The sequence below is a fragment of the Enterobacter sichuanensis genome (genome assembly GCF_009036245.1).
Taxonomy (GTDB): Bacteria; Pseudomonadota; Gammaproteobacteria; order Enterobacterales; family Enterobacteriaceae; genus Enterobacter; species Enterobacter sichuanensis.
In genome coordinates this window covers 3,887,003-3,904,800 of the sequence record NZ_CP027986.1, presented here as the reverse complement: position 1 = coordinate 3,904,800, position 17,798 = coordinate 3,887,003, and the positions used below count along the sequence as shown (strand labels likewise).

General features: G+C 57.0%; 23 protein-coding genes. 7 read left to right on the top strand and 16 right to left on the bottom strand.

Going from position 1 to position 17,798, the window contains the following annotated elements:
• Positions 1–3 precede the first annotated feature (3 nt).
• From citF to citG, 3 genes are read left to right on the top strand one after another with little or no spacing between them, the layout of a single operon-like run.
• Positions 4–1,527 (top strand): citrate lyase subunit alpha, encoded by a 1,524-nt coding sequence (gene citF, locus C1N69_RS18875; RefSeq protein WP_155031690.1) that lies wholly within the window; start codon positions 4–6, stop codon positions 1,525–1,527.
• Positions 1,524–2,063 carry a citrate lyase holo-[acyl-carrier protein] synthase gene (citX, locus tag C1N69_RS18870; protein WP_155031689.1) on the top strand — a complete coding sequence of 180 codons (540 nt, stop codon included), beginning with the start codon at positions 1,524–1,526 and terminating at the stop codon, positions 2,061–2,063. The genes citF and citX overlap by 4 nt, the downstream gene beginning before the upstream one ends.
• Positions 2,041–2,844 carry a triphosphoribosyl-dephospho-CoA synthase CitG gene (gene citG / locus C1N69_RS18865; protein WP_095442102.1) on the top strand — a complete coding sequence of 268 codons (804 nt, stop codon included), beginning with the start codon at positions 2,041–2,043 and terminating at the stop codon, positions 2,842–2,844. Before citX ends, citG begins: the two co-directional genes overlap by 23 nt.
• Before the next feature lie 82 nt (positions 2,845–2,926).
• On the opposite strand, the gene C1N69_RS18860 is transcribed toward citG, so the two are convergent.
• The 4 genes from C1N69_RS18860 to mutY all read right to left on the bottom strand — a co-directional run bounded on the left by C1N69_RS18860 (position 2,927) and on the right by mutY (position 6,892).
• The gene (locus tag C1N69_RS18860; protein ID WP_025760238.1) at positions 2,927–4,183 is read right to left on the bottom strand and encodes a nucleoside permease; all 1,257 of its coding nucleotides are present in this window, start codon (positions 4,181–4,183) and stop codon (positions 2,927–2,929) included.
• Positions 4,184–4,408: 225 nt separating this feature from the next.
• Complete coding sequence (mltC, locus tag C1N69_RS18855) at positions 4,409–5,485, bottom strand: membrane-bound lytic murein transglycosylase MltC (RefSeq protein WP_045286756.1); 1,077 nt, start codon at positions 5,483–5,485, stop codon at positions 4,409–4,411.
• Positions 5,486–5,541: 56 nt separating this feature from the next.
• Positions 5,542–5,814, bottom strand: coding sequence for an oxidative damage protection protein (locus tag C1N69_RS18850; protein WP_023309138.1), 273 nt, complete (start codon positions 5,812–5,814; stop codon positions 5,542–5,544).
• A 25-nt stretch (positions 5,815–5,839) separates the two neighbouring features.
• Positions 5,840–6,892: an A/G-specific adenine glycosylase gene (gene mutY / locus C1N69_RS18845; protein WP_141237272.1), complete on the bottom strand. Its 1,053-nt coding sequence runs from the start codon at positions 6,890–6,892 to the stop codon at positions 5,840–5,842.
• A 144-nt stretch (positions 6,893–7,036) separates the two neighbouring features.
• On the opposite strand from mutY, the gene trmB reads away from it, so the two are divergent.
• The 3 genes from trmB to C1N69_RS18830 are packed head-to-tail and all read left to right on the top strand — an operon-like array spanning position 7,037 to position 8,855.
• Complete coding sequence (trmB, locus tag C1N69_RS18840) at positions 7,037–7,756, top strand: tRNA (guanosine(46)-N7)-methyltransferase TrmB (RefSeq protein ID WP_155031688.1); 720 nt, start codon at positions 7,037–7,039, stop codon at positions 7,754–7,756.
• Positions 7,756–8,082, top strand: a complete 327-nt coding sequence (locus C1N69_RS18835) for a YggL family protein (RefSeq protein WP_003862421.1) — start codon at positions 7,756–7,758, stop codon at positions 8,080–8,082. Before trmB ends, C1N69_RS18835 begins: the two co-directional genes overlap by 1 nt.
• Before the next feature lie 56 nt (positions 8,083–8,138).
• Entirely contained in the window at positions 8,139–8,855 is a 717-nt protein-coding gene (locus C1N69_RS18830; RefSeq protein WP_025760375.1) for a YggN family protein, read from the top strand.
• Between the two features lie 82 nt (positions 8,856–8,937).
• Here C1N69_RS18830 and C1N69_RS18825 read toward each other — a convergent pair whose 3' ends face one another.
• The 6 genes from C1N69_RS18825 to C1N69_RS18800 are packed head-to-tail and all read right to left on the bottom strand — an operon-like array spanning position 8,938 to position 12,653.
• Entirely contained in the window at positions 8,938–9,276 is a 339-nt protein-coding gene (locus tag C1N69_RS18825; RefSeq protein WP_047959437.1) for an endonuclease domain-containing protein, read from the bottom strand.
• 56 nt (positions 9,277–9,332) lie between these two features.
• Positions 9,333–10,481: a radical SAM family heme chaperone HemW gene (gene hemW / locus C1N69_RS18820; RefSeq protein WP_155031687.1), complete on the bottom strand. Its 1,149-nt coding sequence runs from the start codon at positions 10,479–10,481 to the stop codon at positions 9,333–9,335.
• A complete protein-coding gene (locus tag C1N69_RS18815; RefSeq protein WP_047959435.1) occupies positions 10,474–11,067 on the bottom strand; it encodes an XTP/dITP diphosphatase in 594 nt (197 codons plus the stop codon). Before C1N69_RS18815 ends, hemW begins: the two co-directional genes overlap by 8 nt.
• 3 nt (positions 11,068–11,070) lie before the next feature.
• Positions 11,071–11,367 carry a DUF167 family protein YggU gene (yggU, locus tag C1N69_RS18810; RefSeq protein ID WP_025757710.1) on the bottom strand — a complete coding sequence of 99 codons (297 nt, stop codon included), beginning with the start codon at positions 11,365–11,367 and terminating at the stop codon, positions 11,071–11,073.
• Complete coding sequence (locus C1N69_RS18805) at positions 11,364–11,930, bottom strand: YggT family protein (RefSeq protein ID WP_013098667.1); 567 nt, start codon at positions 11,928–11,930, stop codon at positions 11,364–11,366. The genes yggU and C1N69_RS18805 overlap by 4 nt, the downstream gene beginning before the upstream one ends.
• A gap of 21 nt (positions 11,931–11,951) precedes the next feature.
• Entirely contained in the window at positions 11,952–12,653 is a 702-nt protein-coding gene (locus tag C1N69_RS18800) for a YggS family pyridoxal phosphate-dependent enzyme (protein WP_059384941.1), read from the bottom strand.
• 17 nt (positions 12,654–12,670) lie between these two features.
• On the opposite strand from C1N69_RS18800, the gene C1N69_RS18795 reads away from it, so the two are divergent.
• Entirely contained in the window at positions 12,671–13,651 is a 981-nt protein-coding gene (locus C1N69_RS18795; RefSeq protein ID WP_059384942.1) for a type IV pilus twitching motility protein PilT, read from the top strand.
• A 9-nt stretch (positions 13,652–13,660) separates the two neighbouring features.
• Here C1N69_RS18795 and ruvX read toward each other — a convergent pair whose 3' ends face one another.
• The 6 genes from ruvX to C1N69_RS18765 all read right to left on the bottom strand — a co-directional run bounded on the left by ruvX (position 13,661) and on the right by C1N69_RS18765 (position 17,769).
• Positions 13,661–14,077, bottom strand: a complete 417-nt coding sequence (ruvX, locus tag C1N69_RS18790) for a Holliday junction resolvase RuvX (protein ID WP_021242076.1) — start codon at positions 14,075–14,077, stop codon at positions 13,661–13,663.
• Positions 14,077–14,637 carry a YqgE/AlgH family protein gene (locus tag C1N69_RS18785; protein WP_025757717.1) on the bottom strand — a complete coding sequence of 187 codons (561 nt, stop codon included), beginning with the start codon at positions 14,635–14,637 and terminating at the stop codon, positions 14,077–14,079. The genes ruvX and C1N69_RS18785 overlap by 1 nt, the downstream gene beginning before the upstream one ends.
• A gap of 82 nt (positions 14,638–14,719) precedes the next feature.
• Positions 14,720–15,667 carry a glutathione synthase gene (gene gshB / locus C1N69_RS18780; protein ID WP_155031686.1) on the bottom strand — a complete coding sequence of 316 codons (948 nt, stop codon included), beginning with the start codon at positions 15,665–15,667 and terminating at the stop codon, positions 14,720–14,722.
• An 18-nt stretch (positions 15,668–15,685) separates the two neighbouring features.
• A complete protein-coding gene (gene rsmE, locus C1N69_RS18775; protein ID WP_095451743.1) occupies positions 15,686–16,417 on the bottom strand; it encodes a 16S rRNA (uracil(1498)-N(3))-methyltransferase in 732 nt (243 codons plus the stop codon).
• A gap of 52 nt (positions 16,418–16,469) precedes the next feature.
• Entirely contained in the window at positions 16,470–17,177 is a 708-nt protein-coding gene (endA, locus tag C1N69_RS18770; protein ID WP_059384945.1) for a deoxyribonuclease I, read from the bottom strand.
• Positions 17,178–17,271: 94 nt separating this feature from the next.
• Complete coding sequence (locus C1N69_RS18765; protein WP_025757721.1) at positions 17,272–17,769, bottom strand: SprT family zinc-dependent metalloprotease; 498 nt, start codon at positions 17,767–17,769, stop codon at positions 17,272–17,274.
• Positions 17,770–17,798 lie beyond the last annotated feature (29 nt).

Sequence of the window (17,798 nt, the reverse complement as noted above, 5' to 3'; positions counted from 1 at the left end):
ATAATGAATCAGACTGAACTTCTCCATGTCAATTTTCCCCATCTGCGGGACTTAAAACCGTTTGATACCGCCCACAGCGCGACGCCGTGGCTGGCGGACAGCGACGCGAGGCACAACCGCAAACTGTGCGCCTCTGTCGAAGAGGCGGTTAAGCGCTGCGGTCTGCAGGATGGGATGACCATCTCCTTCCACCACGCGTTTCGTGAAGGCGACCGGGTGATTAACACTGTAGTGGCGCTGCTGGCGCGGATGGGCTTCAAAAACCTGACCCTGGCCTCCAGCTCGCTGATGACCTGCAACGACGCGCTGATCGAACACATTGAAAGCGGGGTGATCACCCGGATTTACACCTCCGGGATGCGCGGCAGGCTGGCAGAGGCCATCTCCCACGGGCTGATGGACGAGCCGGTGCAAATTCATTCCCACGGCGGGCGGGTGAAGCTGCTCCAGGACGGCGAGCTGAATATCGACGTGGCGTTTCTCGGCGTGCCGTGCAGCGATGAATTTGGCAACGCCAACGGCACGCACGGCAAATCGTGCTGCGGCTCGCTGGGCTATGCGATGGTGGATGCGCATTTTGCCCGTAAGGTGGTGCTGCTGACCGAAGCGCTGGTGCCGTTCCCCAATATGCCCGCCAGCCTGGTGCAGGACCAGGTGGACTACATCGTGCAGGTGGAGAGCGTGGGCGATCCGGCGAAAATCAGCGTCGGCGCAGCGCGCGTCACCAGCAACCCGCGCGAGCTGATGATTGCCCGCTATGCGGCGGACGTCATTGAGCACTCCGGCTACTTCAAACCGGGCTTCTCGATGCAGACCGGCTCCGGCGCGGCGGCCACCGCCTGCACCCGCTTTATGGAAGAGAAGATGGAGCGCAGCGGCGTGAAGGCACGCTTTGCGCTCGGCGGCATCACCGGCAGCCTGGTGGATCTGCATGAAAAGGGGCTTATTGAAAAGCTGCTCGATACCCAGTGCTTTGACGGCCAGGCGGCGGCCTCGCTGGCGCGCAACCCGAATCACGTGGAGATCTCCACCAACGTCTACGCCAACCCTGGCAGTAAGGCGGCAAGCTGCGACCAGCTTGACGTGGTGATCCTCAGCGCCCTGGAAATTGACGTCGATTTCAACGTCAACGTCATCACCGGCTCTGACGGCGTAATGCGCGGTGCGTCCGGCGGACACTGCGACGTGGCCGCCGCGGCGAACCTGACCATCGTCGTTGCCCCCCTGCTGCGTAGCCGCATTCCGACGGTGGTGAAGCGGGTTACCACGCGCCTCACGCCGGGGGAGAGCATTGACGTACTGGTCACCGATCACGGTATTGCGGTCAACCCGTCGCGTCCGGAGATCCGCGAGCGGCTGCTGAAGGCGGGGCTCAAGGTTGTGGACATCACTGCGCTGTACGAGCGGGCGATTTCCCTGACTGGCGTCCCCAAACCAATCGCGTTTACCGACAAAATCGTCGGGGTGATCCGCTACCGCGACGGCAGCGTGATCGACACCGTGCGACAGGTAAAGGAGGACGTATGATTTCAGCGACACCCGTGCGGACGGGTGTCAGCCTGGACGAACTGCTGGCGGCGAAAGAGCGCCGCGCAGGGCGTCAGGCTGACATGCTTGAGTACTATCAACAACCGGTCATTTCCCTCACTCTGGTGACGCCGGGGGAGGTCAAAGACAGCCTGCGCTATCGCAACACCATGGGCGTGGCGCTGCAGATGTGCGACCAGCTGCTGTGGGAAAACCGCTGGCAGGTGCTGGACCGCCAGGTACTGTGGCTCCCGACCGGGCCGGAAGCCCTGTGGTGCGTGGCCCATCCGGCGGCAGAAATCAAAGCGCACTGTGCGGAACTGGAGCAGACGCATCCGCTCGGCAGGCTGTGGGATCTGGATGTGATCTGCCCTCAGCACGGCCACGTCGGGCGACAGTCGCTGGGGACGAATCTCAGACGCTGTCTGATCTGCGACGAGCCGGCGCATGCCTGTTCCCGTTCGCGCGCGCATCCAGTGGAGCAGGTTGTGGCTCGCGTGGAGAAGATGATCGATGACTGGTTTGCTCGCGACTAAACTGCGCCCGGCTGACGTGCCCGCGCTTGCCGAAGCGGCGCTATGGCAGGAGCTGGAGCTGACGCCCAAGCCGGGTCTGGTAGACAAACTCAATAACGGCGCCCATCGCGATATGGACCACGCGCTGTTTGTCCGCAGCATTGCGGCGATTACGCCGTGGTTTTCGCGCTTTGCTGAGCTGGGCAGCGCGCATGCCGATAAACCCGCTGACGAACAGTTACGGGTTCTCCGCCCGATGGGGATGGCCTGCGAGCAGGCGATGTATGCCGCAACGAACGGGGTGAACACCCACAAAGGCGGTATTTTTGCCCTTGGTTTACTGTGCTTTGCTGCCGGGCGTGTGAAAAGGGTCTCCGCAGACAGCCTCTGTTGTGAGGTGAGTAACCTCTGCAGCGGGCTGGTCTCGCGGGAGCTGGCCGCACGCAGCGGGCAGGCGACGGCGGGCGAGCGGCAGTATCAGCTTTATGGCTTAACCGGCGCGCGCGGAGAGGCCGAAAGCGGTTTTGCGACGGTGCGTAAGGCGCTGGCGCAGTGGAACGGACATTCACTTCACGACCTGCTGTTACGCCTGATGTCAGTCAATCAGGACAGCAATCTGGTGTCGCGCGGCGGCATTGAGGGGCTACGCTTCGTTCAGGGTTATGCGCGGAAACTGCTGGCTGCAGGCTGGGACCGCGAGGCGTTGCTCAGAATGGATAACGCATTGATTGAACGGAACCTGAGTCCCGGAGGCAGCGCGGATTTACTGTCGGTGGGGTGGGTGCTTGCTGCAATAAAATAGCCGGGTGGCGGCTTCGCCTTGCCCGGCTTACGAACGGTGTTTTTGTAGGCCCGGTAAGCGTTAGCGCCACCGGGCACAACAATCAATGCGCGACTGGCTGCGCACCATTCGGCACGCGAACGTGTTTGTACTTGAACAGCACGATAAACGCGAAGAACAGCACCAGTGAGTACGCGGCGAAGATCAGCCACACCGGCTGCCAGTTGGTGATGCCGTTGGTGGTGTACATCTCAACCACTTTGCCGCTCACCACGCCGCCCAGAATACAGCCGAAGCCGTTGGTCATCATCAGGAACATACCCTGTGCACTGGCGCGGATTTCAGGTTTCACCTCTTTTTCCACAAACACGGAACCCGAGATGTTGAAGAAGTCGAAGGCGCAGCCGTAAACAATCATCGACAGAACCAGCAGCACGGTACCGAACGGGCTTGGGTCGCCATAGGCGAAGAGACCGAAGCGCAACATCCATGCCGCGATACTGATCAGCATGACGTTCTTGATGCCGTAGCGGCTCAGGAAGAACGGAATGGTCAGGATGAACAGCGTCTCAGAGATCTGCGAGATGGACATCATCACCGACGCATGTTCAACGATAAAGCTGCCGGAGAACAGCGGGTTGTTATCGAAGCTGTGCAGGAAGGTGTTGCCGAACATGTTGGTGATCTGCAGTTCCGCGCCCAGCAGCATGGAGAAGATAAAGAAGATCGCCATGCGTTTGTTTTTAAACAGCGCGAAGGCGTCCAGGCCGAGCATGGTGCTCCAGCTCTGGTTTTTCTGCTGGTTAGAGACCGGAATGGTTGGCAGCGTCAGGGTGAACAGCGCCAGCAGCACGGAGAGTGCAGCGCCGATGTAAAGCTGCATATGGCTCAGTTCGAAGCCCGCGAAGCTCACGCCCCACATCGCCATGATAAAGCCGATAGTGCCCCAGATACGGATTGGCGGGAAATCGGTCACGATGTCCATATCCGCGGATTTCAGGCGATAGTAGGAGATGGTGTTGATCAACCCAAGCGTTGGCATGTAGGCCAGCGAGTTAAGCAGGATCACCATGAACATCGCCCCCGGTGTGGTCACCTGGGCTGCCATAAACAGCGTCCCCGCGCCCACCAGATGGCAAAGCATGTACAGCCATTTGGCACTCAGCCATTTATCCGCCACGATCCCCAGCAGCGTTGGCATGAAGACCGCCGCAATACCGAGCGAACTGTATACGGCACCGATTGACGCGCCATCGAACTTGAGCGTCACAAACATATAGGAGCCGAGTGTAGTCAGCCAGCTACCCCACAGGCAGAACTGCAGAAACGACAATATTTTAAGCTGCAGCTTAAGGTTCATGTTACTTTCCTCACAAGTGAGCGGGAGATATGTTGTTATAGGAACATTCAGGGTTGTTATTTGATGCAATTCTATCAGTTGGCAACGATATGTTTTGTTACCTCCCGCAAAAAAATGCAATCCACATTAATTTGCAGTTTGGATTGTGATGCAAATAACATTTTCGTATGGGTGAGGGTGTTCAGTCCCCTCTCCCCTTTGGGGAGAGGGTTAGGGGGAGGGGGGCTAGCGACGACGGTAGTTCTTCTGCGCCGTATTCACTTTATACAGATAACGACGGGATTCCGCGGACGGATGGCGGGTGGTCAGGGTTGCGTAGACATCTCCCGGCGCCATGCTGTTGATGATGTTTGCGGCCTGCACTTTGTCATTCGAGAAGACACGTAGCACGCTGCCCGCACCGCCGTTATAGGCGGTGATCACCGCGTAGCGGCGCGAGGTCGGGTTATCAATCCCGCCCAGGTAGACATTGTTCAGCATCGCCAGATAGGCGGTGCCGGTATCAATGTTGCTCTGCGGATCGAACAGATAGCTGCGGCTCGGCGTTCCGGATTTCCCCTGCGCGCGGAAGACGTCTTTACCGGCGCTGTGCTGTACAACCTGCATCAGCCCCAGGGCGTCGGAACGGCTCACCGCGTAAGGGTTAAACGATGATTCGGTCTGCATAATCGCCAGGATCAGCGACTCATCCACGCCGTACTTGCGTGAGGCCTGACGCACCATGCCTAAGTACTTATGCGCACGCTTGTCGAGGTGGTTCGGAACAAGGTTGATGGTGACGCTATAGATAATCTTCAGGCCGTTCGAGCGGCTTTTCAGGCGCGTCTGCAGCAGGTAGTCGGCAAATTTCGTGGCGCGGCCTTCCCAGCGAATGGGCTGGCCGGTCTGATCGACGACCTGACCGTACAGGAACGGCTCTTTGGATATCGTGATGTCGTCGGCATCGGAGTAGAGATCGATTGAGCCCGGATCGTCACCCATCAGCAGGGTTTTGATGATTGCCTGACGGAGCCGAGCGGCAGGGTCTGTGCCGGCAATGGTTTCAATCGTGATCGTACCCTCATCAAAGTTGATGTGGCTACGGGTCAGATAGGCGTCGGTGTACTTAACGTAGTCCTTAGGTCCGGCAATAAGAACTTCGTTAAATCCCCATATATTCTCGATGTTATGGGCAAACTGCCCCATCAAAATATCAAAACCGTTGGTGTCCTTGATCCAGGCTTCGTTGTACTCATCACCTTTTTTTGACGAACACGAGACAAGCAACGGCGCAACAAGGGCTAGCGCTAAAAGTTTTTTCATCATTCCGGGAGTGCGTGTTGTGTTTGCTCTAACGGCGGGGTTTCCCCCGCGCGCTGTTATTTTTCCGGTGGCGTATAGCCTTCGATGTGCACGTCTTTACCTTCGAACAGGAAGCTCACCATCTCCTGCTCCAGCAGTTTGCGGTGTTCCGGGTTCATCATGCTGAGTTTCTTCTCGTTGATCAGCATGGTCTGCTTTTTCTGCCACTGCCCCCAGGCTTCTTTGGAAATCTCGTTATAAATGCGTTTACCCAGGTCGCCCGGATAAAGCTGGAAATCCTGGCCTTCAGCGTCACGCTGCAGGAAAGTACAAAAAATCGTTCTGGCCATACTCATTCCTCTTTTTTAGCCGATGCTAAACCATTGCACCGGCACGTAATTGCTGTAACAGGCGCTCCACGGGAGCCGCCAGCCCGACTGATGGCGGTTGCGCTAAGTTATACCAGAGAGCGGTGCCTTCATCCATGCACGAGGCGAAGGAGGACACGGGAAGCCACATCGGCACAATATCCAGATGGAAATGGCTGAAGGTGTGGCGAAACGCGGTCAGCTGCGTCAGGTTATCGGCAGCAATCCCGCGCTTTTTAAGCCATTCACGCAGCAAGTCTTCATCTTCAAACTGTGGGAAGCAGTATAGACCACCCCACAGACCGCTCGGTGGACGTTGGGCCAGGAACACTTCATCGCCGTGCTGCATCAGCAGCATATAGCCGGTGCGTTCCGGCAGCGTCTGTTTGGGTTTCTTACCGGGATACTGTGCCCACGACTGGTTGGCGTACGCCACGCAGAGATTATTCACCGGGCAGAGTTCGCATTTTGGCTTTGAGCGCGTGCAGACCATCGCGCCAAGATCCATCATCGCCTGGTTGAATCGCTCGACGCCGTTTGCCGGGGTGACCTCTTCACTTATTTCCCAAAGACGTTTTTCAACATCCTTCTTTCCCGGCCAGCCGTCGACGGCATAGCAGCGTGCCAGCACGCGCTTCACGTTGCCGTCGAGGATCGGAAAATGCTTGCCTAAAGAGAGGGAGAGAATGGCGCCGGCGGTTGAACGTCCGACGCCGGGTAAATCCGCTACCTCGTCAAAGGTTTCCGGGAAGCGTCCGTTGTGGCGCGTCGCGACCTGCTGTGCTGCTTTGTGCAGGTTACGCGCGCGGGCGTAGTAGCCAAGCCCGGTCCACAGGTGCAGCACCTCGTCCAGCGGAGCGTTAGCCAGATCGGTCACCGTTGGGAAGCGCGCCATAAAACGCTCAAAGTAAGGAATCACCGTCGCGACCTGCGTTTGTTGCAACATCACTTCGGAGAGCCATACTTTGTAAGGCGTTTTTTCAATTTGCCAGGGCAGGGTTTTACGCCCGTATTTGTCGTACCAGTCCAGCACCTGGGCTGAAAATTGAGAGGCTTGCATGGTCATCGATTCGTATAATCAGGGACGCCGATTGCAGCACAGCGTCAATCTGCTGTAAACCGGATCTTTCCCATGCTTGCATAGAAGCCTTAACTTTGGATAATGCCCGTTTCCCGAACATTCTCACAAGCAGACAACTCTTTTATGAAAAACGACGTCATTTCACCGGAATTTGATGAAAACGGTCGCCCGCTGCGCCGTATTCGCAGCTTTGTCCGCCGTCAGGGTCGCCTGACGAAAGGGCAGCAACATGCGCTGGACAACTACTGGCCGGTGATGGGCGTTGAGTTCAGCGAGCAGCCTCTGGATTTTAGCGAGCTGTTTGGCCGCGACGCGCCGGTAACCCTGGAAATTGGTTTCGGTATGGGCGCCTCGCTGGTGGCCATGGCCAAAGCCCGCCCGGATCAGAACTTCCTCGGCATTGAAGTGCACTCCCCGGGCGTGGGCGCGTGCCTGGCTACGGCCCATGAAGAGGGCGTTGAGAACCTGCGCGTGATGTGTCATGACGCAGTGGAAGTGCTGCACAAAATGATTCCTGACAATTCTTTAACCATGGTTCAGCTCTTTTTCCCTGACCCGTGGCACAAAGCACGTCATAATAAACGCCGTATCGTTCAGGCGCCGTTTGCTGAGCTGGTAAAAAGTAAGCTCAAGCTAGGCGGTGTCTTCCATATGGCGACCGACTGGGAACCTTATGCGGAACATATGCTGGAAGTGATGTCATCGCTGGACGGTTACAAAAACCAGTCGGCGAGCAACGACTATGTACCGCGTCCGGAATCGCGTCCGGTAACGAAATTTGAACAGCGTGGCCATCGTCTTGGTCACGGTGTATGGGACTTAATGTTCGAGAGGGTGAAATAATGGCAAAGAATCGTAGCCGTCGTCTGCGTAAAAAGATGCACATCGAAGAATTCCAGGAAGTGGGCTTCTCCGTTGCCTGGCGTTTCCCGGAAGGCACCAGCGTTGAGCAGATTGATCAGGACGTTGATGCGTTCATCAACGAGGTGATCGAGCCAAACAAACTGGCCTTCGATGGTAGCGGCTATCTGGCGTGGGAAGGTCTGATCTGCACCCAGGAAGTGGGTAAATGCACCGAAGAACATCAGGCCCTGGTACGTAAATGGCTTGAAGACCACAAGCTGGAAGATGTTCGCGTCAGCGAACTTTTCGACGTTTGGTGGGACTAATAAAGTAGTAAAGGGCCAGCATTAGCTGGCCCATTTTGTCTGAGGGAGTGTTTAAGATGCGCAAAACGTTGCTGGCTGCTGCTTTGATGGCAACCGGATTCACCGCCCATGCGGAGTATAAATGTAGCGTCACCCCGCGTGATGACGTGGTGTTAAGCCCGCAAACCGTGCAGGTCAAAGGCGAGAACGGCAATCTGGTGATTACGCCGGAAGGTAACGTCACCTTTAACGGCAAACAGTACAACCTGACTGCGGCACAGCGTGAGCAGGCGAAAGACTACCAGGCCGATTTGCGTACCGCGCTGCCATGGATTAACGAAGGCGCGCTGACGCGCGTTGAGAAAAGCCGCGTGGCGCTGGATAAGATCATCACCAAAGAGGTGGGGGAGAGCAGCAATATGCGCACCCGCCTGACGAAGCTCGATAAGCAGTTGAAAGAGCAGATGAACCGGATTATCGAAACGCGTACCGACGGCCTGACGTTCCACTACAAGGCGATTGATCAGGTCCGCGCTGACGGGCAGCAGCTGGTGAACCAGGCGATGGGCGGCATCCTGCAGGACAGCATTAACGAGATGGGCGCCAAAGCGGTACTGAAAGGCGGCGGTAACCCACTTCAGGGCGTGCTGGGCAGTCTGGGCGGCCTGCAGACCTCCATTCAGAACGAGTGGAAGAACCAGGAAGATGATTTCCAGAAGTTCGGCAAAGACGTGTGTAAACGCGTGGTATCGCTGGAAGATAGCCGGAAGGCGCTGGTGGGGACGTTGAAGTAAGATCTCTGCGCGCTGGGCCCTTCACCCCGGCCCTCTCCCCATGGGAGAGGGTGTAATCGTTCCCTCTCCCTGTGGGAGGGGGTTAGGGTGAGGGCATCAGGCAGCGCAGTCGTTGCAATATAGCCATCAACACCTCCTCCTCGTTTGTCCTGAATTCATTATTCCAGAACCGTAGTATTTCCCAGCCGTTCGCATTCAAAAATTCAGCACGACGTGAATCATACATTTCGTTGTTCTGATGTTGTCCACCATCCAGCTCAATGATCAGTTTCGCCTTAAAGCAGGCAAAATCTACGATATACGCACCAATCGGCATCTGGCGGCGAAACTTATAGCCAAAGAAGCGGCGTCCCCTGAGTAAATACCAGAGGCGTAACTCTTCGGGCGTCATGTGTTTGCGGAGTTGTTTTGATTTGTCCATCCCCACACTCTGCCAGCCTCTCCCTCAGCCGGCAGCGCGGGATGCAAAATCCTGAATCAGCCTTCAGATTCTTCGGCGAGGAACAGCTCAAGAAGGGAGTTTAAGAACAGTTTGCCGTGCTCGGTGATCTGCCAGTATTCCTCACATTCCGTGAGATACCCCTTCGCCAGCGCTTCGTCAATCTGTGGACGAATCACTGACTCCGGCAGCCCGGTGTAACGCGAAAATTCCGCACGCGGTGCGGCTTCCAGCAGGCGGAAGCGGTTCATAAAGAACTCAAACGGTTTATCCACCGCCTCGACATCATGCTGACGTTCCAGGTAACGGCCTTCCATATAGCCACGCGGGTGGCGGGTCTTCGCCGTGCGCAGAATGCGCCCGTCCGGGAAAGTCACTTTACCGTGCGCGCCGCAGCCAATCCCCAGATAGTCGCCAAACCGCCAGTAGTTCAGGTTGTGCTGACACTGATAGCCCGGTTTCGCATAGGCGGACGTTTCATACTGCTGATAGCCTGCGGCAGTCAAAAGCCTGTGGCCCTGCTCGAAGATATCCCACAGGGCGTCGTCGTCCGGCAGGACTGGCGGGCGCGAACCAAACAGCGTGTTGGGCTCGATGGTGAGCTGGTACCACGAAAGGTGTGGTGGGTTCAGTTCAATCGCCTGGCGCAGGTCGTCCAGCGCTTCGTCCAGCGACTGGTCCGGGAGACCGTGCATCAAATCCAGGTTGAAGCTGCGAAGATTAAGCCCCGTCGCCAGCGTTGCCGCACGCTTCGCCTCATCCGGGCCGTGAATGCGCCCCAGGCGTTTCAGTTTCGACTCGCTAAAGCTCTGCACACCGATGGAGATGCGGTTCACGCCTGCACGCTGATACTCGACAAAACGGTCGGCCTCAACGGTGCCGGGGTTGGCTTCCATCGTAATTTCAGCATCCGCTGCCAGGTTCAGGCGCGCACGCACGCCGTCCAGCAGCGTTTGCATCGCCGGGCCTGACAGCAGGCTCGGCGTACCGCCACCAATGAAAATGGTCTTAACTTCACGTCCCTGTGCGTACGCGACATCGGCGTTCAGATCGGCCAGCAGATGCGCAACGTAGTCATCGTGCGGCACTTCGCCCTTCAGCGCGTGCGAGTTGAAATCACAGTACGGGCATTTCTGCACGCACCACGGGATGTGAATATAAAGACTCAGAGGTGGCAGATTAGCCATTACGCAGTGCTTCCAGTAACAGTTTCAGGGCGCGTCCGCGGTGGGAAATCGCGCTTTTCTCTTCGCGGGTCAGTTCCGCAGCGGTTTTGCCCTCAGACGGGACAAAGAAAATAGGATCGTAACCAAAACCGCCGTTACCTGCCGCTTCGCGGGTAATCACTCCCGGCCAGCTGCCGTGGCAGACGATGGGGGTCGGGTCTTCCGCATGACGCATATAGACCAGCACGCAGTGGAACTGCGCGGTACGCTGCTCGTCCGGCACGTCTTTCAGCGCGACAAGCAGCTTTTCCAGATTCTGCTGGTCGGTCGCGTCCACGCCGGAATAGCGTGCAGAGTAGATCCCCGGCGCGCCGCCGAGAAAATCGACCGCCAGGCCGGAGTCGTCAGCGATTGCGGGCAGGCCCGTAATCTGTGCGGCATGGCGTGCTTTCAGGATCGCGTTTTCGATAAACGTCAGCCCCGTCTCGTCGGCGGAATCCACGCCGAGCTCGGTCTGGGCGACCACATCCAGCCCAAAATCATGTAATAGCGAGGCCAGCTCGCGCACTTTACCGGCATTACCGGTCGCGAGAACAACTTTCTGCATGGTTTAGTCCTGTTCTGTCAAAGCCGCGACTTCCGTCGGGATAGATTGCGGGTTGAGGATTTTTACCTGTTTATGCCGCCCCAGTTCGCCTTTTTCAATGATGACCTGGCTTTTAGCCACGCGAAACTGTTTTGCCAGATATTTGGTCAGATGCGCGTTCGCCTGGCCGTCAACGGGCGGGGCAGTGATGGCGACTTTTAACTCGTCGCCATGCAGTCCAACAATAGTGTCACGGCTGGCTTTCGGCTGAATATACAGCCTTAAAACCAGCCCGTCAGCGCAGGTGCTTACTGCACTCATAGCGCCATCCACAGCCCCGGCAGCAGCATATCGCCCGTGGACTGTAACAGCTCGGCGATCCCCATGTTGACCACATAAAGCAGCAGAACGAGGATCATCGGAGAAAAATCGATACCGCCCATAGACGGAAGCAGGTTACGGATCGGACGCAGCAGCGGTTCGGCCAGCTGAATCAAGGCGTACTCCACCGGGCTACGTCCCTGGCTGACCCAGCTCATGATGGCCATCACCAGCAGCACCCAGAAGATCAGCAGACCGATGGTTTTAATCAGGATCAGGACGGCTGCAATCCAGATGATCGGCTGGAAGGTAATGACCATAAACAGCACGATTGCTTTGATAACGCTCAGAATAAACGCCACCAGCAAAGACGCGCTGTCGATGGGACCCATTGCCGGGATAATACGGCGCAGCGGTCCGACAACAGGTTGCGTGATTTTCACGACAAACTGCGAGAACGGGTTGTAAAAATCACAGCGGGCCCACTGCATCCAGACGCGTAGCAAAAGCGCCATCGTATACAGCTCAATGACCGTTGAGAGCAGGAAAGTCAACGTCTTCATGGCGTTCCTCAGGTTTCCTTATTATTGGGTGTAGTCGCGCGCACCGAAAATGGCTGTACCGATGCGCACCATAGTGCTGCCTGCCGCGATGGCGGCTTCCATATCATCCGACATGCCCAGAGAAAGCGTGTCTACCGTGTCATAGCGCGCTTTAAGCGCCTCAAATGCTACAGCCATTTGCTGTGCCACGGCAAACTGCCTTTCATAACTTGACTCAGGGGCCGGAATGGCCATCAGCCCGCGCAGGGTTAAGCGCGGCAGGGCGGCCACCTCTGCCGCCAGCGCATCTAATTCACCGAGCGCAATGCCAGACTTGCTGTTTTCATCGCTGATGTTGACCTGAATCAGCACGTTAAGCGCAGGCAACTCTGCCGGACGCTGGTCATTCAGGCGGGTCGCAATGCGCAGACGGTCAATGGTGTGGCACCAGTCGAAGTGCTCTGCCACCAGACGGCTTTTGTTCGACTGCAGGGGACCAATAAAGTGCCACTGCAGAGACGTATTCCCCTGTTGCTGGAAATAGCGAATTTTGTCCACGCCTTCCTGAACGTAGTTTTCACCAAACGCTCGCTGGCCTGCATCAATGGCTTCTGCGATGGCGCTCGCAGGCTTCGTTTTGCTGACTGCAAGTAACGTAATTTCTTCTGAAGCACGGCCGCAACGCGTTGCGGCTGCTGAGATTTTGTCCCGGACCTGTGCCAGGTTATGCGCAATGTCGTTCATTTTCCGAGGAGTAGTCTATGAATGTGGAAGAAATTGTGGCCCTTAGTGTAAAGCATAACGTCTCCGATCTACACCTGTGCAGTGATTCGCCACCCCGCTGGCGCAGAACAGGCCGTCTTGAGCCGGCACCGTTTCCGCCTCCGGACGTTGAAGCATTGCTAAAAGCGTGGCTCAACGACGAGCAGCAGGGAATATGGTGGGCAAACGGGCAGGTGGATTTTGCGGTGACGGTAGCGGGGGGCCAGCGCCTGCGCGGCAGTGCCTTCAGGCAGATGAGAGGTGTTTCCGTAACGCTACGGCTGTTGCCGCGAACCTGTCCGCAACTCGCTTCGTTGGGCGTGCCGCGGGCCACTTCGGAACTGTTATCCAATGATGCCGGGTTGATTCTGGTGACGGGGGCAACCGGTAGCGGCAAATCCACTACGCTCGCTGCGATGGTCGATTTTCTCAACCATCATACCGACGGCCATATCCTCACGCTTGAAGACCCGGTGGAGTTTATCTACCAGAGTGAACGCTGCCTGATACAACAGCGGGAGATAGGCCAGCACACGCCGTCATTTGCGGAAGCGCTGCGCGGTGCGTTACGCGAGGATCCGGACGTGATCCTGCTGGGGGAGCTGCGCGACAGCGAGACAATCCGCCTGGCGCTGACGGCGGCCGAAACCGGGCATCTGGTGCTGGCGACGCTGCATACGCGCGGGGCATCGCAGGCGATTGAACGGCTGGTGGATACGTTTCCGGCGCAGGAGAAAGATCCGGTGCGCAACCAGCTGGCCGGCAGCCTGCGGGCGGTGCTGGCGCAGAGGCTGGTTCCCGATCTCCAGGATGGACGCGTCGCGCTGTATGAACTGCTGGTGAATACCGCTGCGGCGGCGAATCTGATTCGCGAAGGAAAAACGTGGCAACTGCCCGGCATCATTCAAACCGGTCAGCAGGCGGGCATGCAGAACTTTGACCAGAGCCTGGCGGAGAGACGGGCGCAGGGGCGGCTATAGGCCCCTTGCTCAGAAGCCCTGTTCGAAATAGCTTTCGAGGATGATGACGGCAGAAGCGGAGTCCACGCTGCCTTTGTTGAGCGCCCGGAAGCCGCCGTGTTCAAACAGACCCGCACGCGCTTCGACTGTGCTGAGACGCTCGTCGTGAAGCTTTACGGAAACACCAAAGCGGCCATGAATTTTATTGGCAAATTTACGCGCCCTGGCGGTAAGCGGCTGTTCTGTGCCATCCATATTGAGCGGCAGCCCAACAATCACGTCATCCGGCTGCCACTCTTTGAGCAGACGTTCAATGAGATTCCAGTCTGGCGTGCCGTCGTTGGCCTTCAGGGCCGTCAGCGGACGTGCGGTGCCGGTAATGCGCTGACCCACGGCGACGCCAATGCTTTTGGTGCCAAAATCAAAGGCCAGAAGTGTTCCGCTCATCAGGCGTGCCCCGCTACGCCAGGCATGGTCAGAATATCAATGCCAATCAGTTTCGCCGCGTCACGCCAGCGATCGGCGATAGGGGTTTTAAACAGGATATTCATGTCCGCAGGGGCGGTGAGCCAGGCGTTATCGAGGATCTCTTGCTCAAGCTGGCCTTTTTCCCACGAGGAATAGCCCAGCGCCACCAGCACTTCTGAAGGCTGCTCAGCGGTGCCCAGCGTTTCAAGCACGTCACGCGAGGTAGTGATGACGGTGTTATCCGAAATGCGAATACTGGAAGCGAATACTGGCGGTGTATGAAGAATAAAACCGCGATCTTCTGCAAGAGGTCCACCCAGCATCACGGGTTTATCCAGCCGGATTTCCGGCAAGCGCGCTTCAGCCGGGATTTTCAGCTTGTCCAGAATCCCTTCAACCTGAAGATTTTCCAGCGGTTTGTTGATGATAATGCCCATCGCGCCGTCTTCATTGTATTCACAGATATACACCACAGCGCGGCGAAAAATCGGGTCCTGGAGAGCAGGCATGGCAATAAGAAAGTGATGCTGTAAATTCATTGTCAGAGGTACTGTTTCCTGGTTTAAAAAGCGACAGCGACCAGTATGCGGAGAAACCCGGGCGCTGTCACTCATTGGTGGGTTATTTCTGCAGGCGTTTTTCGATGGCGTCCATCAGCATTCCGGTGATCGAGACCGGGAATTCCGCTTCAATTTCACGAATGCAGGTCGGGCTGGTGACGTTCACTTCCGTCAGACGATCGCCGATGATATCCAGGCCAACGAAGATCAGTCCCTTAGCCTTAAGGGTTGGACCGACGCGGCGGGCAATTTCCCAGTCGCTTTCGGTCAGCGGGCGTGGCTCACCGCGGCCACCCGCGGCCAGGTTACCGCGGGTTTCGCCACCCTGCGGGATGCGTGCCAGGCAGTACGGCACCGGTTCGCCATCCACCACCAGCACGCGTTTGTCGCCGTCTTTGATCGCCGGAATATAGTTCTGCGCCATGCAGTAACGGGTGCCCAGCTCGGTCAGGGTTTCGGCAATCACGCCAATGTTCGGATCGCCTTCTTTCACGCGGAAAATCGACGCGCCGCCCATGCCGTCCAGCGGCTTCATGATGATATCACCGTGTTTCTGCCAGAATTCCTTCAACTGGATTTTGCTGCGGGTCACCAGCGTTTCAGGCGTCAGGTCAGAGAACCAGGCAGTGTAGAGTTTTTCATTACAGTCGCGCAGGCTCTGCGGTTTGTTGACAATCAGCGTCCCTTTCTCTTCTGCACGTTCAAGGATATAGGTGCAGTAGATATACTCGGTGTCGAATGGCGGATCTTTACGCATCAGAATGACGTTGAGATCGGCAAGCGCGATGTCCTGCTCTGTGCCGAATTCGTACCATTTGTCGTAGTTCTGCTCGACGTTAACGATGCGGGTGCGCGCCCGGGCTTCACCGTTGATCAGGTAAAGATCGTTCATCTCCATATAGTGGAGTTCATAGCCGCGACGCTGCGCTTCCAGCAGCATAGCGAAGCTGGAATCTTTCTTGATGTTAATGTTTGCGATGGGGTCCATCACGATGCCGAGCTTGATCATCTTTCTCTCCAATATGCGTCAACCCAGATCGCCAAACCGTACCTGTAGCGCGGTAATGGCCGTGAGTGCCGTTGTCTCAGTGCGCAGAACGCGAGGTCCCAACAGAATATCAGTAAACTGGTAACGTGCCGTCATCGCGATTTCATCCGCCGAAAGCCCACCTTCGGGACCAATCAGCAGGCGTACGCGCTCGACGGGCAAGGGCAGCGTATTGATGCTGGCGCTGGCGCGCGGATGAAGATTGAGCTTCAGCCCACTTTCCTCTTCTGCACACCACGCCTCCAGATCCATCGCCGGGCGGATCTCCGGAATACGGTTACGGCCGCACTGTTCACAAGCCGCAATGGCAATTTTCTGCCACTGCTGGATCTTCTTGTTCAGACGTTCCGCATCCAGTTTAACGCCACAGCGCTCAGAAAAAAGTGGCGTAATGAGGCTTACACCGAGTTCAATGGATTTCTGAATGGTGAACTCCATCTTTTCCCCGCGCGACATCACCTGGCCCAGATGAATGTGCAGCGGTGATTCGCGATCATCCACCTCGCCATGCAGCACGCTAACGTGCACGCTTTTTTTATCGGACCGCGTAATTTCCGCGTCGAAAACCTGGTTAGAGCCATCGAACAGCTGAATGGCCTGACCTGCGCCCATGCGCAGCACGCGACCAACGTGGTTGGCTGCGTCATCAGACAGGGCGATTTCTCGGCCTGCGGTAATCAGTTCAGGATGGTAAATGCGGGGAATGCGCATAGTCAGAAATTCCGTGTGTCATACGATGTAAGCGAATTGCCGCTAGTGTAGGTTAGCTCTTTTGCGCCTGGCAAGCCCGCTGGACGTAAGGGTTATGATTCCCCTGAACCCTGGCGATGCGTTCGTCGCGCTGGCATTCCCACTCTGTCACCGGGTATTGCTTGTCCCAGGCGTTGAACAGCTGCGTCTGCTGGCGGGAAAGGTTGAGGTCGTAACGGTCACGCATATAGAAGTAAGTGCGGGCAATACTGCCGCGCGCGCGGGCAGGAGGCTCGGCGACTTTCTCTTTGAAATCAACCTTCATTCCACACTGGCCGTACTGGCCTTCGCCACCGTTCCACTGGCTGTACATGAAATTGCCGCGGTCGCCATTCACTTCACCCACAGCGGGCTGCAGGTTATGCATATCGCTTTCCATCTGGCGATAGACCGGATCTTTGGCGCAGTTTTTACGTCCGCCATCCTGCCAGCACTGGCGCTGATGGCCAAACTGCCATGCCGGAACGACATGTTCCCATTCAATACGGCTGGCGCGGTTTTCGTTTTTACGCACCTTATAGCCGCAGGACTCAAGGTCAACGACCCCTTTTTTACCCTGCCAGTTAATTTTACAGCCGCAGTAGAAATCGCCCGGCACGTCAGCGTTAACCTTTACACCGGCCGCTTTGGCCTGAGAGAAACTGGTGATACCGTCGGCCAGCGCGTGGCCTGAGAGCGCCGTCGTCAAAAAGGCGACCGCGAGAGAAACATTACGGGACATCTTACACTCCGTGTCAAAACGAGCCCGCAACGTAACGAATGTTGTTCCTGTATGCAATCAGTCAGATCAGGAAAGTTCCTGAAAGTTCAGGTGATTATTCCGCAACCAGCGGTTCACCGCATTTCACGCAGCGGTAGGTCGCTTCGCCGCGCACCACGCGATTATGGCGACGGACGGTAAGCTGGTGCTGCTGACACTGGCAGCGGTAGGGGAAAGTATTGCGGCGTACTGATTCCAGTTCGAACTGATGGGTTCGGCGCGCCGGAACGCCGAGCACCGCCTCCATCATCCACTTCCACTCTTTCCCGTGGGGGGCGACGCGCCCAAAGTGCTTCCACACCAGCAGGTGCGCCAGCTCATGCGGTACCACTTCATCGATAAACGCCTGCTGATTTTCCATCATCAGAACCGGGTTAAGGCGGATCTCATAAGACTCAAGCCAGGCAGTACCGGCCGCGGTGCCACGCTGCTGATACACGATCTTAGGTTCAGGGTAGTTGCGACCGAGCTTCAGGTTCGCCTGGGCGAGTTTTTCCCGCAGGCTGCGCATAACGGCTTGCTGGATGGCAATGGGGAGACGGGGAGCTTTCATAGGGGCAGAGCATAAAGCGCGAAGCGGGG